Annotated in this window: 12 protein-coding genes; 9 read left to right on the forward strand and 3 right to left on the reverse strand. The window is 63.9% G+C overall.

Annotated elements, in window-relative coordinates:
• The first annotated feature begins 11 nt into the window (after positions 1 to 11).
• The 3 genes from EN869_RS08080 (at position 12) to EN869_RS08090 (ending at position 4,538) form a co-directional block, all read left to right on the forward strand.
• On the forward strand, positions 12 to 1,310 hold the full coding sequence (locus tag EN869_RS08080; RefSeq protein ID WP_127225862.1) for a DUF6638 family protein: 1,299 nt from the start codon (positions 12 to 14) through the stop codon (positions 1,308 to 1,310).
• 105 nt (positions 1,311 to 1,415) lie between these two features.
• Positions 1,416 to 2,540, forward strand: coding sequence for a DUF2333 family protein (locus EN869_RS08085; protein ID WP_127225861.1), 1,125 nt, complete (start codon positions 1,416 to 1,418; stop codon positions 2,538 to 2,540).
• Between the two features lie 318 nt (positions 2,541 to 2,858).
• Positions 2,859 to 4,538, forward strand: coding sequence for a formate--tetrahydrofolate ligase (locus EN869_RS08090; protein ID WP_127225860.1), 1,680 nt, complete (start codon positions 2,859 to 2,861; stop codon positions 4,536 to 4,538).
• Between the two features lie 67 nt (positions 4,539 to 4,605).
• Here the strand turns inward: EN869_RS08090 and EN869_RS08095 are convergent, their stop codons facing one another.
• Positions 4,606 to 5,919: a hypothetical protein gene (locus EN869_RS08095; protein WP_127225859.1), complete on the reverse strand. Its 1,314-nt coding sequence runs from the start codon at positions 5,917 to 5,919 to the stop codon at positions 4,606 to 4,608.
• A 395-nt stretch (positions 5,920 to 6,314) separates the two neighbouring features.
• Positions 6,315 to 6,956, reverse strand: a complete 642-nt coding sequence (locus tag EN869_RS08100; RefSeq protein ID WP_127225858.1) for a cysteine hydrolase family protein — start codon at positions 6,954 to 6,956, stop codon at positions 6,315 to 6,317.
• Positions 6,957 to 7,083: 127 nt separating this feature from the next.
• Here EN869_RS08100 and EN869_RS08105 point away from each other — a divergent pair, with 127 nt between their 5' ends.
• On the forward strand, positions 7,084 to 8,061 hold the full coding sequence (locus tag EN869_RS08105; protein WP_127225857.1) for a helix-turn-helix domain-containing protein: 978 nt from the start codon (positions 7,084 to 7,086) through the stop codon (positions 8,059 to 8,061).
• Here the strand turns inward: EN869_RS08105 and EN869_RS08110 are convergent.
• Positions 8,048 to 8,605 carry a sugar O-acetyltransferase gene (locus EN869_RS08110; RefSeq protein ID WP_127225856.1) on the reverse strand — a complete coding sequence of 186 codons (558 nt, stop codon included), beginning with the start codon at positions 8,603 to 8,605 and terminating at the stop codon, positions 8,048 to 8,050. The two genes, EN869_RS08105 and EN869_RS08110, sit on opposite strands and share 14 nt — an antisense overlap.
• Before the next feature lie 194 nt (positions 8,606 to 8,799).
• Between EN869_RS08110 and EN869_RS08115 the strand changes: the two genes are divergently transcribed.
• From EN869_RS08115 to EN869_RS08135, 5 genes are all read left to right on the forward strand, one after another.
• Positions 8,800 to 9,261, forward strand: a complete 462-nt coding sequence (locus EN869_RS08115; protein WP_127225855.1) for a DUF4126 domain-containing protein — start codon at positions 8,800 to 8,802, stop codon at positions 9,259 to 9,261.
• Complete coding sequence (locus EN869_RS08120; protein ID WP_127225854.1) at positions 9,258 to 10,634, forward strand: FAD-containing oxidoreductase; 1,377 nt, start codon at positions 9,258 to 9,260, stop codon at positions 10,632 to 10,634. Before EN869_RS08115 ends, EN869_RS08120 begins: the two co-directional genes overlap by 4 nt.
• Positions 10,635 to 10,751: 117 nt before the next feature.
• A complete protein-coding gene (locus EN869_RS08125) occupies positions 10,752 to 11,924 on the forward strand; it encodes an MFS transporter (RefSeq protein WP_127225853.1) in 1,173 nt (390 codons plus the stop codon).
• A 296-nt stretch (positions 11,925 to 12,220) separates the two neighbouring features.
• Positions 12,221 to 14,410 (forward strand): anthranilate synthase, encoded by a 2,190-nt coding sequence (locus EN869_RS08130; protein WP_127225852.1) that lies wholly within the window; start codon positions 12,221 to 12,223, stop codon positions 14,408 to 14,410.
• 31 nt (positions 14,411 to 14,441) lie between these two features.
• A complete protein-coding gene (locus tag EN869_RS08135) occupies positions 14,442 to 15,371 on the forward strand; it encodes a cation diffusion facilitator family transporter (protein WP_189341229.1) in 930 nt (309 codons plus the stop codon).
• Positions 15,372 to 15,381: the final 10 nt, after the last annotated feature.

Below are 15,381 nucleotides of genomic sequence, written 5' to 3' on the forward strand. Positions count from 1 at the left end.
GAGAAGGACAGGTGAAGAAGAAACCCGACCTTCTGCGCGACAACGACCTGATCTACGGGCGCCTGCTGACCGTCGACGAGCCGCATCTCATCCAGCGCTACAACAAGGCTCTTGCCGCGTTCGGTCTCGAACCCACCAAGCTTGCGAGCTTCCAGATCGACCGCACCGGCTTCTCGCCCGAAATCGCCGAGGAGTGCGGCGACTTCGACTATCTCGATCCCAACGAGGTCAACCGCCGCTTCATCATCCTGACGCCGTCGCAGATCGACCTGCCGGTGGTCCACACCGCCTTCTCCAACACCTCGCAGCTGATGTTCGAGTTCATGTCGAAGAACCAGCGCGCCATCGACGCGCTGACCATCAAGGACGTCATCTACGGTGAGATCGAGGACTCCGTTCCCAAGGTCAACGACATCGAGGACCTGCTGTCGATCAACCAGGTCGAGTTCAAGGTGCTGTCGGCCGAGGATGTGCTCGGCAAGGCTGCTGAGCTCGGCAAGCTGGTCGACCGGCTCAGGCAGGAGCCCGACGCCTGGCGCGACAACGCCATGCTCCAGCGCATGGTCGATCTCGCCAAGGTCTGCGGCGATATCCGCGAGAACGCGCTGGTGCCCGACCAGGTGATCTTCCGCCATAACGCTTACTGGACCAGCCATTTCGGCGGGCTCTATGTGTTCGTCGACCCCAACACGACGACCGTGATCTGCGACCCGGCCGCCCCCGGCTTCCGCCGCTCGCGGCCCTGGCAGGTGAGCTATCTGTCGATCAACGACGCCGACAAGGTGTTCCGCTTCCTTGCCGCCACCGGTCGCCTCGACTTGCCGCGCGCCTCATGGATCGAGGCTTCCGGCTATCTCGAACATCGCGCCGAAATGGTCGTGCGCGCGCTGATCCGCTACGCCGAGCCCAACCGCATTCTCACCGACGTCGACAAGGTCTGGCTGCAGACCTGGATCCACGGCCATGCCGACCTGATCGCCGGCGACGGCAACTTCCCCTTCCTCAACGCCGCCAAGCGCGAGATCGCCCAGTTCGGCCATCTCAAGATCGAGGACGTGCCGCCGCGCCAGCGCTTCCTGGTCGTGCGCGCCAAGCCAGACCATCCCGATGCCTGGCTGACCAACCAGCTGATCTCGGATTTCGTGCCGCAGGATTTCGTTTCGCGTTACGTCTTCAACAAGCCGGGCTTCTACAGGGACTATGACGGCTTCAGCGACGCCTGGCGAAGCCATGTTGTGGACGTTCTGAAAACCACATATTTGAAGGACAAGGCGGCGTTCCGCGCGCGCCTCTACGGCTTGACTGACTAGAAAAGTCTGGGCGGTTTTCCGCCCGGAATTGCGCCAAAACAAAGGGTTAGGGCAGATCGCCGTTTCCCTTGAAACGGTGAAATGCTCTAAGGGGGTGCCACAGCCATGCTCGACCCGATCGTGAACTTCTTCACCCGGATATTCCAATGGATCGGCCGCGGCATCGGCTTCGTCATCGGCGTCATCCTGTGGCCGTTCATGTGGGTCGGCCGCTGGTACGGGCAGCGCGGCTGGATCCTGAAAGCGGTGGTCGGGCTCGCCATCGTCGTGCTGATCGGCCTCTACGCCAATTTCTTCTACGCCACGCAGTGGTGGAACAATTTCGACCCGAACTATCCCGACAAATACACGTTCGAGAAGCGCAACGTGTCGGCCGGCGAACAGGTTTCGGCGGGCGCCGGCACCGATACGGCCAAGACCTGCGGCAACTCGGCGATCGCCCAGGTGGCGGCAGACCTGACGGACTTCAACGTCAACCAGAATGCCTGGATCTCGTCGATGATCCTCTACAAGCTCGGTCTGTTCAGCATCGACTGGGACAACACGCCGTGGATGGACAACAAGGCGTCCTTCCAGCGCGGCATCAACCAGGCGGTGCGACGCACCGCGACCGAGCTTGCCGACAATCTCGGCCGCGTGCGCACCACCTCGCAGATCGATGCCGACCTGCAGGACGCGCGCGGCAATCTGCAGTTCGACGAATACACCTGGTATTTCGGCCTAAACCCGTTCGGCCCCAAGACGCCGACGCCGAGCTACTATCGCGATGCGGTGCGCAAGCTGCGCTCCTTCAACGCCCGGCTCGCCACATGCCAGGCGACCTTCGACGCGCGCGCCGACAATCTGAAGCAGTATATCGACCGCATCGCTAGCGATATCGGCTCCACCTCGGCGATCCTCAAGGAGCGCGCCGAAAACCACAATGACGGCTGGTTCGACTTCCGGGCCGATGATCGCTTCTGGTTCGCCTATGGCCAGCTCTACGCCTATTACGGCCTGATGAAAGGCGCCCAGGCCGACTTCGAGGACGTGATCAAGGAAAAGCACCTGCAGAGCCTGTGGGACACGATGGACGCGCAATTCGTCTCGGCGCTGCGCATCCAGCCTTTCATCATCGCCAACGGCCGCGAGGATGGCTGGCTTTTGCCGACGCATCTGACGACCATGGGCTTCTATATTCTCAGGGTACGCTCCAACATGGTCGAGATCAGCAACGTGCTGACGCAATAGGGCTGGCGTCCGTCAGCCGGAGCGATGGCGGATTTGCGCCTTCGCTCCTGTCGCTTTTCGCGCATTGGGCGGCTGTTTTGAGACGGCGGAGGGGCTTCCGCTCTGGCTTCTATATGCCGCAAGCGACCGGGCGGCGAAGACCCGAAGCGGCCGAACCGGGAACAGCAATCTTCTTTCTTTACAGGAAACATAGTTGCATGAAAGTTGACGCCTGGGCAGCGACAGGGTTAGAAAATGCCCCTGCGCCCATACGGCGTTCGAACATGCACCACTGATCAAAACCGTCCCTTCCAACGCCCAATCCAGAGGAAAGCCGTCATGGCCGAAGTGAAGTCCGACATCGAGATCGCCCGCGCCGCGAAGAAGAAACAGATCCAGGAGATCGGCGCCAAGATCGGCATCCCGACCGAGCATCTGCTCCCCTATGGCCATGACAAGGCGAAAGTCTCGGCAGAGTTCATCAGGTCGGTGAAGGGCAACAAGGACGGCAAGCTGATCCTGGTCACCGCCATCAACCCGACGCCGGCCGGCGAAGGCAAGACGACCACCACTGTCGGCCTCGGCGACGGCCTGAACCGTATCGGCAAGAAGGCGATCGTCTGCATCCGCGAAGCCTCGCTTGGCCCGAATTTCGGCGTCAAGGGCGGTGCCGCAGGCGGCGGTTACGCGCAGGTGGTGCCGATGGAGGACATGAACCTCCACTTCACCGGCGACTTCCATGCCATCACGACGGCGCACAACCTGCTTTCGGCGCTGATTGACAACCACATCTACTGGGGCAACGAGCTCGGCATCGACACCCGCCGCGTGGCCTGGCGCCGCGTCATGGACATGAACGACCGGGCGCTGCGCGAGATCATCTGCTCGCTCGGCGGCGTCGCCAACGGCTATCCGCGTGAAGCCGGCTTCGACATCACCGTCGCCTCGGAAGTCATGGCGATCCTATGCCTCGCCACTGACCTCAAGGATCTGGAAAAGCGGCTCGGCGACATCATCGTTGCCTATCGCCGCGACAAGACGCCGGTCTTTGCCCGCGACCTCAAGGCCGACGGCGCCATGGCGGTCCTGCTCAAGGACGCCATGCAGCCGAACCTCGTGCAGACGCTTGAGAACAATCCGGCCTTCGTCCATGGCGGCCCGTTCGCTAACATCGCGCATGGCTGCAACTCGGTCGTCGCCACCACGACGGCGCTGAAGCTAGCCGACTATGTGGTGACCGAAGCCGGCTTCGGCGCCGATCTCGGTGCCGAAAAATTCTTCGACATCAAGTGCCGCAAGGCCGGCTTGAAGCCGTCGGCGGCCGTCATCGTCGCCACCGTGCGCGCCATGAAGATGAATGGCGGCATCAAGAAGGAAGACCTCGGCAAGGAAAACATCGAGGCGGTCAAGAAGGGCTGCCTCAACCTCGGCCGCCACATCGAGAACGTGAAGCAGTTCGGCGTGCCGGCCGTGGTGGCGATCAACCACTTCACCACAGACACCGATGCCGAAATCCAGGCGATGAAGGATTTCGTCAAGGCGCAGGGCGCCGAGGCGATCCTGTGCAAGCACTGGGCGCAGGGCTCGGCCGGCATCGAGGACCTTGCGAAGAAGGTGGTGGAGATCGCCGAATCCGGCGCCTCGCAGTTCTCGCCGCTCTATCCCGACGAGATGCCGCTGTTCGAGAAGGTCAACACCATCGTCAAGCGCATCTATCGCGGTGACGAGGCGATCGCCGACAAGTCGGTGCGCGACCAGCTGCACGCCTGGGAACAGGCCGGCTACGGCAACCTGCCGGTCTGCATGGCCAAGACGCAGTATTCCTTCTCGACCGATCCGAACCTGCGCGGCGCGCCGACCGGCCACACCGTGCCGGTGCGCGAGGTCAGGCTTTCGGCCGGCGCCGGTTTCGTCGTCATCATCTGCGGCGAGGTCATGACCATGCCCGGCCTGCCGAGCAAGCCGTCGTCGGAGAAGATCTTCCTGAACGAGCAGGGTCAGATCGAAGGCCTGTTCTAAGACCCGTCGACTTGAACGACAGCGGGCGCCGCAGCGATGCGGCGCCCTTTTTGTTTGCGTGTATCGCTCAAGCCACCGTCGAGGTGCCGAACTTCTTGATGCCGGCGACCGACATCGAGACGAACTGGTCGAGGATGGTGAAGAAGATGTCCAGGCTGAAGCCGAACAGGAAAGCGAAGGTGAACAGGCTGAAGCCTATGCCGGTGACCTCGCCGCCGAGCTTGGTGCCCGGCGCCATGAACCAGGCCAGGATCATGCCGGCCAGCGCGCCGAGCGCGATGCGGTGGATAAGCCTCGCCAACGGAGGATTGGGCAACAGGGGATTGAGGATCATGCGCATGTGGAACATGATGCCGCCAAGCGCGCCGTAGAGCGCCGGCAGGATCCACAGCGCATAGGGGCTCAGCACCTCGCCCAGCGTCTTGGCCTGCAATGTCAGCGTCGAGATTGAGTTCGGCGTGATCGTGATGACGCCTTCGCATTGCAGGTTGCGCGTCGCCTCCTCGAAATCCGCGTTCACGTCCTCGACCTCGCCCGCCGTGCCGGTGGCGCTGACGACCTCGGTCTTGGGTTGGCCCTTGTCGCCGCTCTTGCAGTCGAAATCCGACTGTTTGAGCGGCTGGCTGCTCTCGGTCCCGCTTTGCTGCTGCGCCAGCGCGACCTGCTGGTTGCAGAATTGGTTTATCGCCATCTGCCTCGGGTTGGAGAAATCGAGCGGCGCGCCGGCCTTGGCGGCGGAGGCGGAGAGCTTGCAATAGGCCCATTGCATGCCCCAGATCGGAAACGGCGCCTCCTGTGTCATGAACCCTTGCGCCCGCACCAGCAGCGACGAAAAGCGCTGATCGAGAGAATGCAAATTGTCGACGGAATTGTAGTAAGCGTCTTTGAGCAGCGTCAGGTCGGTCGTCGACGTCGGCCGCACCGTGGCCGAGCTCAGCTGTTTCTTGGTCGCCCAGACCTGCCGGATCGATTGTCCGAACCGGGCGCTGAAATCGTTGTTGTCGATCTCCTGAAGTTCGGCGCTGATCGACACCCCTCTGTTGTAGACGTAGGTCAGCTTGCCGATGATGATCATCATCGTCACCGACAGCGCCACGAGGAAATAGGTCGCAAGCGCGGTCCGGCGCGACATATCACCCGGCGACCAGCCCGTGCGCAAGGCAGCCAGGGTTGAGAACGGCACGGTGGTGGAACAGTCGTTGAGCACCGACTGCAGTTTCACCACCTCGGGCTGGCTTGCCGTCACATCGGTCAGCTTTTCCGCATCGCCGATCGCCGCGAACAGCGCGCTGTCCTTGAACACGCCGTAGCGGCCATAGCCGGCGACCAATTTCGCATCCGCCAGCAGACCGGAGACAAGAGGATCGTGGGATGCCGTCATCTCAGCCCTCCGACGACTAGCCGAGGTAACCCGGCACGAAGCCGTATTGCGACGGGCACCCACAGGGATAACCGGGAGGCCCGGGCGGCTGCGCCCAGCACCAGAAGAACTGCGTGAAGCAGATCGTTCCCGGCGCGTGCGGCGGAACTTGTGCGAAGGCGGGCCAAGGCAATAGCGCAGCGCTGGCAGCGAGAGCCAGAACGAGGACGGTTCTTGCGACGCGCGCTTTCACTTCAGCCCCCAGCCAACCGCGCTTACCTCAAAGCAGCGTGACTCTTGGGAAGAATAGGACCGATTTCTGTGAAATGGATCACGTCTTCTTGGATTATGGTTAAGTTCAAAGCAAAAGGAGCCGCATCCCTACGGCGCCTTGCTCTGGCCCGGAGCCGTGAGGTTCAGGCGGCGTTGCGGGCAAGCGCACGCTGGTTCGAGGCATAGATCGTGTCGCGTTCCGGCAGGGCGCCGGTCTTCAGGCAATCGATCCAATCGGCGGTCTTCAGCACCGCCGCGAAACGCGACTGCAAGATGATGCTCACCACCCGATGGATATCCTCCGCCGAGGCATAGCCGGCGTTGTTGGCATATGGCACCGAGCCGCTGGCATCGGAAAGGAACTCGACGGCAAAGCCCATATGGACCGCATGGATGATGGTCGACAGATCGCAATTGTGGGTCATGTAGCCGGCGACCACAATCGTATCGATGGCGTTGGCGCGCAGCCAGGCCTCGAGATCTGTGCCGGTGAAGGCGGAAGGAAGCGTCTTTTCGACGTAATGGTCGCGGCCGCGCCTGGCGATCTCTGGATGCAATTCGCCGCCGTGACTCCCTTTGGCGAAGATCGGCGAGGTCTCGGGCGCCATCTGCTTGATGACGACGACCTTGATGCCGGCCGCCGCGGCGGCATCCATGGCGCGCGCTACATTGACGACGGTCTCGGCGAAGGGCGGATGCTGGATGGCGAGATTGCCGCCATTGTAATCGTTCTGGACGTCGACGACGACAAGCGCGCGGCGCGGCTGGGTGGTTGGTGCTGGCATGGCGGTTTTCCTTTCGACCGGGTTGATGGGGCAAAGCTAGGCGCATGCTTCGGGTGGAGAAAGTGGCCCGATTGACATCGTTCGAAATAATTGGGACATTCGCCATTCAACCCAAACGATGTCAGCCATGAAGAATCCGATCATCGCCGCCGTCGCCTTCGACGGCATCAGCCCCTTCCACCTCTCCGTGCCTTGCCTGGTGTTCGGCGCCGACCGCACCAAACTTGGCCTGCCGCGCTTCGATTTCCGCGTTTGCGCGATGGAGGAAGGACCCATTCATACCGATGCCGGTTTGAGCATCGTCGTGCCGCATGAGCTTGCCGCGCTCGACGAGGCCGACATCGTCATCATTCCGAGCTGGAAGGATCTCGATGCGCCTCTGGCCGCGCCGTTCAAGGACGCACTCCAGCGCGCCCATCGGCGCGGCGCGCTGATCGTGGGCCTGTGCCTCGGCACCTTCGCCATCGCCGGCGCCGGCCTGCTCGCCGGACGAAGGGTGACGACCCACTGGGCCTATACGGACCAGTTGCAGGCGCTGCATCCAGACCTCGCGATCGACGCGGATGTCCTCTATGTCGACGACGGCGATATCATTACCTCCGCCGGCGTCGCCGCCGGGCTCGACTGCTGCCTGCACATCGTGCGTGCCCGCTACGGGGCGGAGGCCGCCCTTCGGCTGGCCCGCCATGTCGTGCTGTCACCGCACCGGCAGGGCGGCCAGGCGCAGTTCATCGAGCGCCCGGTTGCGCCGACGCCAAATGCGGATCGTTTCACCCACGCGCTCGACCAGGTGCGCGCGACGCTGGGCGAAGCGCATAGTCTCGACAGCATCGCCGACATGGCCGGCCTTACCCGCCGCACCTTCACACGCCGCTTCCAGAAGTCGATCGGCACCAGTTTCGGCGACTGGCTTGCCGACCAGCGTGTCGCGCTGGCGCAAAGGCTGCTGGAGCAGACGGACAAGTCGATAGATATGGTGGCCTTCGAAGCCGGCTTCGGCAGCGCAACCTCGCTCCGCCAGCACTTTTCGGCGCGGCTGAGAACGTCGCCAATGCAGTATCGGCGGGAGTTCTCCAAGACAGCCGGCGTGCTCACCGCGGCGTGACCACCCGCGCCGGGTTGCCCACGACGGTCGTGTTGGCCGCAACATCGCGTGTCACCACTGCGCCTGCGCCGACGATAGCGCCATCGCCGATCGTAATGCCGGGGAGGATAACCGCGCTGCCGCCGATCCAGGCATTGTCGCCGATCGTCACCGGTTTCGCGACCTCCAGTCCGGCCAGCCGTCCAGTGGCTTCGCGATGATGCTCGGCGCAGTAGATCTGCACATTGGGCCCGAGCAGCGTCCTGTTGCCGATGCGGACCGGCGCGGTGTCGAGAACGGTGCAGCCGGCATTGAGGAAGGCGCCGTCGCCGAGGAACAGGTTGAAGCCATAGGCGCAATGGAACGGCGCCTCGATGCGGGCTCCCTCGCCCGCGCCGCCAAGCAGCGCCCGCAGGGCCGGAGCGATATTGCCGCGCTGCCGGGGCGGCAGGCTGTTGTGCTCGAACACCGCATCGCGGGCGGCAAAGCGGAGCGCCTCCAGTTCGTCGTCGATGCAGGTGTACCATTCGCCAGCCGCCAATTTCTCTCGTTCGCTTTTCGTCATGGCGACGCCTCCAGTTCTGTCTGCTGCCAAAGCATAATCCATCCCCAGAGCATGATGCCGAAAAGTGTGGAGCGGTTTTCGGGCAACATCATGCTTCCTCTCTTTCGACTCAAAAGGCCGTGGCCAAACGCCCGGCCTATGCTAGCCTGCCCTTGCCGGAACCGAGCGAGGTTCCGCGTTTGAGGGGGTCGATCATGCTTTATCTGCTTGCACTGCTGATAGGTGTCGTTGCCGGCCTGCGCGCCATGACAGCGCCCGCCGCTGTCGCCTGGGGTTCCTATCTCGGCTGGCTGCCGGTCGCCGGGACCTGGGCGAGCTTCATGGGTCACTGGATCGCCGTTGGCATCTTCACCATCCTGGCCATCGTCGAGCTCGTCACCGACCAGCTGCCGTCGACGCCGAGCCGCAAGGTGCCGCAGCAGTTCGGCGCGCGTATCGTCATGGGCGCCTTCACCGGCGCGGTGATCGGCGCGACCGGCGGCGCCACCATCGGCGGGCTCATCGCCGGTGCGATCGGCGCGGTGATCGGCACGCTGGGCGGCGCCGAAGCGCGCGGCCGGCTGGCCGCGGCCTTCGGCAAGGATCCGCCCGCCGCGTTCATCGAGGACGCCATCGCAATCATCGGCGGGCTGCTGATCGTGGCTGCCGTCGCATGAGCGCGAAAGCCTTCGACGCTATCGTCATTGGCGCCGGACAGGCCGGTACCCCGCTCGCCGGCCGGCTGAATGCGGCCGGCATGAGCGTGGCGCTGATCGAGCGCAAGCTCATCGGTGGCACCTGCGTCAACACAGGCTGCATCCCGACCAAGACGATGGTGGCGAGCGCCTACGCCGCCCACCTTGCCCGCCGCGCCGCCGACTATGGCGTCACGGTAACCGGTGCCGTCGGCGTCGACTACAAGGCGATCAAGGCGCGTAAGGACAAGGTGTCGGGCGCTTCCCGCACAGGACTCGAGACCTGGATCGCGGGCATGGAGAAATGCACGCTCTACCGCGGCCATGCACGCTTCGAATCCCCCAACACCGTGCGCGTCGGCGAGGATCTGCTCACAGCGCCAAAAATATTCCTCAACACCGGCGGCCGTGCCTCCGTGCCCGACCTGCCCGGGGTCCACGATATCCCCTATCTCACCAACTCCTCGATGATGGACCTCGATGTGCTGCCCGGCCACCTGATCGTCGTCGGCGGCAGTTACATCTCGCTCGAATTCGCGCAGATGTTCCGTCGCTTCGGCTCCGAGGTCACGGTGATCGAGAAGGCGCCGCGGCTGACCGGGCGCGAGGACGAGGACACTTCCGCGGCCATCCAGTCCATCCTCGAAAACGAAGGCATCGCGGTCCATGTCGGCGCCGACGACATCGCGTTCGCGAGGGAAGGCAACGGGATCGCCGTCACCTTCTCCGCCGGCAAGCCGCCGGCGGTCGGCTCGCATGTGCTTTTGGCGCTCGGCCGCGTGCCCAACACCGACGATCTCGGTCTCGACAAGGCCGGCGTCGCGGTCGACCAGCGCGGCTTCATCGTCGTCGACGACCAGCTGCGCACCAACGTGCCCGGGATCTGGGCGATGGGCGACTGCAACGGCAAGGGCGCGTTCACCCACACCTCCTACAACGATTTCGAGATCGTCGCCGCCAACCTGCTCGACAATGATCCGCGCAAGGTCAGCGACCGCATCGAGGCCTATGCGCTCTATATCGATCCGCCGCTGGGACGCTGCGGCATGACCGAGGCGGCGGTCAGGAAATCCGGCCGCCGCGCGCTCGTCGGCCAGCGGCCGATGACCCGCGTCGGCCGTGCCGTCGAAAAGGGCGAGACGCACGGTTTCATGAAGATCCTCGCCGACGCCGACACCGGCGAGATCCTCGGCTGCGCCGTGCTCGGCCCCGGAGGCGACGAGGCGATCCATTGCGTGCTCGACCTCATGTATGCCAAGGCGCCGATCTCGACGCTGGCGCGCGCCATGCACATCCACCCCAACGTCTCGGAGCTGCTGCCGACGATCGCCCAGGAACTGAAGCCGCTGGACTAGCTGCCTCGCCCACGCCGCTCTCGTCTTTCTGCATTGCTGCGTTGCAACAATGGCGCTTGTGCGCAGGGCAGGTCGAAAGTCAGTCTCGATTTTGAACCGATTCAGTCCGGACATCCCATGCCGCTGCCGATCCTAGCGCTTGCCATTGCATCCTGCTGCATCGGTACCACCGAATTTGTGATCATGGGCCTGCTGCCGGAGGTGGCGGCCGATCTTGGCGTCTCGATCCCGTCGGCCGGCCTACTGGTCACCGGCTACGCGCTGGGCGTCGTCTTCGGCGCGCCGATCGTTGCCATGGCCACTGCGCAATTGCCCCGCAAGCCGGTGTTGGTCGGGCTCACGGCTTCATTCGTCGTCGGCAACCTGTTCTGCGCCATCGCGCCTGATTACTGGACGCTGATGGCCGCGCGTGTCTTCACCGCTCTTGGGCACGGGGCTTTCTTCGGCATCGGCTCGGTCGTTGCGGCCAGCCTGGTCCCGCGCAACAAACGCGCCAGCGCCATGGCGCTGATGTTTGCCGGGCTGACGCTTTCCAACATCCTCGGCGTTCCCGCTGGCACGGCGCTCGGCGAGGCTTTCGGCTGGCGGGCCACCTTCTTGGCCGTGGTCGGCATCGGCCTTATCTCGGTCGCTGCCATCGCCTGGCTGGTGCCCGCGGATGTCGCTGAACCGAGCGGTGGCGGCCTGCGCGGCGAGTTGCGCGTGCTTGGCAGGCTGCAGGTCTGGCTAGCGATGCTGATCGCTTCGCTCGCCTCCGCCAGCCTGTTCGCTGTTTTCACCTACATCAAACCGTATCTGACCGACGTCTCCGGCCTGTCGACGGCGACCGTCACCTGGGTCCTGCTGCTCTTCGGCGCCGGCATGACCATCGGCAACATCATCGGCGGCAGGCTGGCGGACTGGAAGCTGATGCCGACGGTGATCGGCACGCTGCTTGGCATGGCCGTATTGTTCGTGGTCTTTGCCAAGCTCGGCGCGATTGCCACGGTCGCCGTCGGCATCGTCTTCCTGTGGGGCATGCTGATCTTCATCGTCGTGCCGCCACTGCAGATTCGTGTCGTCGAAGCGGCCGCAGAAGGCCCGAACCTTGCCGCCACGCTCAACCAGGGCGCCTTCAATGTCGGCAACGCCAGCGGCGCCTGGATCGGCGGCCTCGCCATCTCCTGGGGCGTGTCCTACGCCAAGCTGCCGCTGGTCGGCGCGGCGCTGGCGCTTTTGGCCGTCACAGTCGCGGTGCTGTCGCAGGCGCTGGAGCGCCGCGCAATCCCGCAGACACAGCCGGCTGAATAAGGCTCGGCGTCTTCGCCGTAGCTAGACGATGCAAGGTCCGGCACTCTTGAAGATTGAAGGCGTATTGCCTTCACCATCCGGATGAAATCCAGTTGCGCAGGCCTCCATTCGCCGCTATGGGAGTCACCATGAACATGCGCTCGAACAAGACCATTTGGTGGTGGGCTCGCTGACAGCGGCCGGTTCGTGCGTGTGCGCGTGAAAGTAGAGGGTGGCCGCAGCGGAATGTCCGGGCGGCCATTTGTTTTTTAGAGCCATTCCCGGGTCCGTTGCCCAAAACGCTGATGGAGACGGCAATGACGACTAAAGTTCTGGACAACGGGGCCGAGCGCTTCGTCACTGCCGGCGGAGTGACGATCACCCGCGAACGGCACGACAGGCCCTATGAAGGCGCGATCGATGCCTATGTCGACGGCCTGAATTCGCGCCGCGGCGCGGTCTTCTCCTCCAACTACGAATATCCGGGCCGCTACACGCGTTGGGACACGGCCATCATCGATCCGCCGCTGGTTATCTCCGCGCGAGGTCGTGCCATGCGCATCGAAGCGCTGAACATGCGCGGCGAAGTCTTGCTGCCGGTGATCGGCAAGGCATTGGCCGCTCTTGGTGATGTCACCATCGCCGAGGCGTCCAAAACACTCATACGCCTCGATATCGCGAAGCCCGGCCGCGTCTTCACCGAGGAGGAGCGCAGCCGCGTTCCGTCAGTCTTCACCGTGCTGCGCGCCATCACGGCTTTGTTCAAGACCGCCGAGGACGCCAATCTCGGCCTTTACGGCGCCTTCGGCTACGACCTCGCCTTCCAGTTCGACCCGGTCGACTACAAGCTCGAGCGCAAGCCGAGCCAGCGCGACCTCGTGCTGTTCCTGCCCGACGAGATCCTGGTCGTCGACCATTACTCGACCAAGGCCTGGACCGACCGTTACGACTATTCCGGCGACGGGTTTTCGACCGAAGGCCTAGCACGCGAAGCCCATGCCGAGCCGTTCAAGACCGCCGATCGCATCCCGCCGCGCGGCGACCATGAGCCGGGCGAATATGCCAACCTGGTGCGCCGGGCCATGGAGAGCTTCAAGCGCGGCGACCTGTTCGAGGTCGTGCCTGGACAGATGTTCTACGAGCGCTGCGAGACCCAGCCTTCCGACATTTCGCGCAAGCTGAAATCGATCAACCCCTCGCCCTATTCCTTCTTCATCAATCTCGGCGAGAACGAATATCTGATCGGCGCTTCGCCGGAAATGTTCGTGCGCGTCAACGGCCGGCGCGTCGAGACCTGCCCGATCTCGGGCACGATCAAGCGCGGCGACGACGCCATTTCCGACTCCGAGCAGATCCTGAAGCTGCTCAACTCCAAGAAGGATGAGTCCGAGCTCACCATGTGCTCGGATGTCGACCGCAACGACAAGTCGCGCGTCTGCGAGCCGGGCTCGGTGCGCGTCATCGGCCGCCGCCAGATCGAGATGTATTCGCGCCTGATCCACACCGTCGACCATATCGAGGGGCGGCTGCGCGAAGGCATGGACGCTTTCGACGCGTTTCTCTCCCACGCCTGGGCCGTCACCGTCACCGGCGCGCCGAAACTGTGGGCCATGCGCTTCATCGAGCAGAACGAGAAGAGCCCGCGCGCCTGGTACGGCGGCGCGATCGGCATGGTCAATTTCAACGGCGACATGAACACCGGGCTGACCTTGCGCACCATCCGCATCAAGGACGGCATTGCCGAGGTGCGCGCCGGCGCCACATTGCTCTTCGACAGCGTGCCCGAGGAAGAAGAAGCCGAAACCGAACTGAAGGCATCCGCCATGCTCTCCGCCATCCGCGACGCCAAGACCGGCAACGCCACCGGAACCGAGCGCACCACTGCGCGCGTCGGCGACGGCGTCAACATCCTGCTCGTCGACCACGAGGACTCCTTCGTTCACACGCTGGCCAATTATTTCCGCCAGACCGGCGCCAACGTCTCCACCGTGCGCACCCCGGTGCCGGAGGAGGTCTTCGAGCGTCTGAAGCCCGACCTCGTCGTGCTGTCGCCCGGCCCGGGCACGCCGAAGGATTTCGACTGCGCGGCCACAATCAAAAGGGCGCGCGCCCGCGACCTGCCGATCTTCGGCGTCTGCCTCGGCCTGCAGGCCCTGGCCGAAGCCTATGGCGGCGAGCTCAGGCAACTGCATATCCCGATGCACGGCAAGCCGTCGCGCATCCGTGTCTCCAAGCCCGGCATCATCTTCTCGGGGCTGCCCAAGGAAGTGACCGTCGGCCGTTATCACTCGATCTTCGCGGATCCGGTGCGGCTGCCCGACGGTTTCGTGGTCACCGCCGAGACCGAGGACGGCATCATCATGGCCTTCGAGCACCGCAAGGAGCCGATCGCCGCGGTGCAGTTCCATCCGGAATCGATCATGACGCTCGGTCACAATGCCGGCATGCGCATCATCGAAAACATCGTCGCCCATCTGCCGCGCAAGGCCAAGGAAAAGGCCGCCTAGGCGGCACGTCGGGATGAATGCGGCAATGACGATGACGACGGCGGAAGCAAAGGCGGCGGCCAGGCAAAAGGTCGCCAGCCTTGCGTTCTGGTCGATCGTCGTTGCCGGCGTCGTGTTCGTCCTCAAGGTCGTCGCCTGGTACATCACCGGTTCGGTCGCGCTCTATTCGGACGCGGCGGAATCGATCGTCAACGTCATCGCCTCGGCCGCCGCCTTCTGGGCGATTCAGGTCAGCTACAAGCCCGCCGACCAGGACCATCCCTTCGGCCATCACAAGGCCGAATACTTCTCCGCCGTTCTTGAGGGCGTGCTGATCGTCGTCGCGGCCCTCCTGATCCTCAACGAGGTCTGGCAGTCCTGGCAGCATCCGGCCCCGCTCGAGCAGCCCTGGAAGGGCCTTGCCGTCAACGGCGTGGCGACCGTCATGAATGCCATTTGGGCCTGGGCGCTGATCCGCACCGGCCGCAACGCGAAATCGCCGGCCCTGACCGCCGATGGCCAGCACATCATGACTGACGTGGTGACGTCAGTAGGCGTGTTCGGCGGCCTTGTCGGCGCAATTCTCACCGGCTGGCAGATCCTCGATCCGGCGCTCGCCGTGATCGTCGCGCTCAACATCCTGTGGCAGGGCTGGCACGTCATCGGCTCGTCGATGAGCGGGCTGATGGACCGCGCCGTCGACAGTCAGGAAAACATGCAGATCCGCGATATCATCTCGGCCAACTCGAAGGGCGCGCTGGAGGTGCATGATCTCAAGACGCGCATTGCCGGCCGTGCCACCTTCATCGAGTTCCACCTCGTCGTCGACGCCGACATGTCGGTCGGCGCCAGCCATGTCATCTGCGACCGCATCGAGGACGCGCTGAAAGCCGAAATCCCCTCGGTGCGCGTCACCATCCATGTCGAGCCGGACGACGAGGCAAAGCTGCCGAAAGGCACGACCGCAGTACCTTTCGCTTAGCAGAGCGCGA

Source organism: Mesorhizobium sp. M2D.F.Ca.ET.226.01.1.1, assembly GCF_004022705.2.
Lineage (GTDB): Bacteria > Pseudomonadota > Alphaproteobacteria > Rhizobiales > Rhizobiaceae > Mesorhizobium.

Bases quoted from the DNA above. Each gene is read 5' to 3' on its own strand.
- EN869_RS08115 (WP_127225855.1), top strand. From the start codon at position 8,800: ATGCTTTATCTGCTTGCACTGCTGATAGGTGTCGTTGCCGGCCTGCGC.
- EN869_RS08090 (WP_127225860.1), top strand. From the start codon at position 2,859: ATGGCCGAAGTGAAGTCCGACATCGAGATCGCCCGCGCCGCGAAGAAG.
- EN869_RS08125 (WP_127225853.1), top strand. From the start codon at position 10,752: ATGCCGCTGCCGATCCTAGCGCTTGCCATTGCATCCTGCTGCATCGGT.
- EN869_RS08130 (WP_127225852.1), top strand. From the start codon at position 12,221: ATGACGACTAAAGTTCTGGACAACGGGGCCGAGCGCTTCGTCACTGCC.
- EN869_RS08100 (WP_127225858.1), bottom strand. From the start codon at position 6,956: ATGCCAGCACCAACCACCCAGCCGCGCCGCGCGCTTGTCGTCGTCGAC.
- EN869_RS08135 (WP_189341229.1), top strand. From the start codon at position 14,442: ATGACGACGGCGGAAGCAAAGGCGGCGGCCAGGCAAAAGGTCGCCAGC.
- EN869_RS08105 (WP_127225857.1), top strand. From the start codon at position 7,084: ATGAAGAATCCGATCATCGCCGCCGTCGCCTTCGACGGCATCAGCCCC.
- EN869_RS08095 (WP_127225859.1), bottom strand. From the start codon at position 5,919: ATGACGGCATCCCACGATCCTCTTGTCTCCGGTCTGCTGGCGGATGCG.
- EN869_RS08110 (WP_127225856.1), bottom strand. From the start codon at position 8,605: ATGACGAAAAGCGAACGAGAGAAATTGGCGGCTGGCGAATGGTACACC.
- EN869_RS08085 (WP_127225861.1), top strand. From the start codon at position 1,416: ATGCTCGACCCGATCGTGAACTTCTTCACCCGGATATTCCAATGGATC.
- EN869_RS08120 (WP_127225854.1), top strand. From the start codon at position 9,258: ATGAGCGCGAAAGCCTTCGACGCTATCGTCATTGGCGCCGGACAGGCC.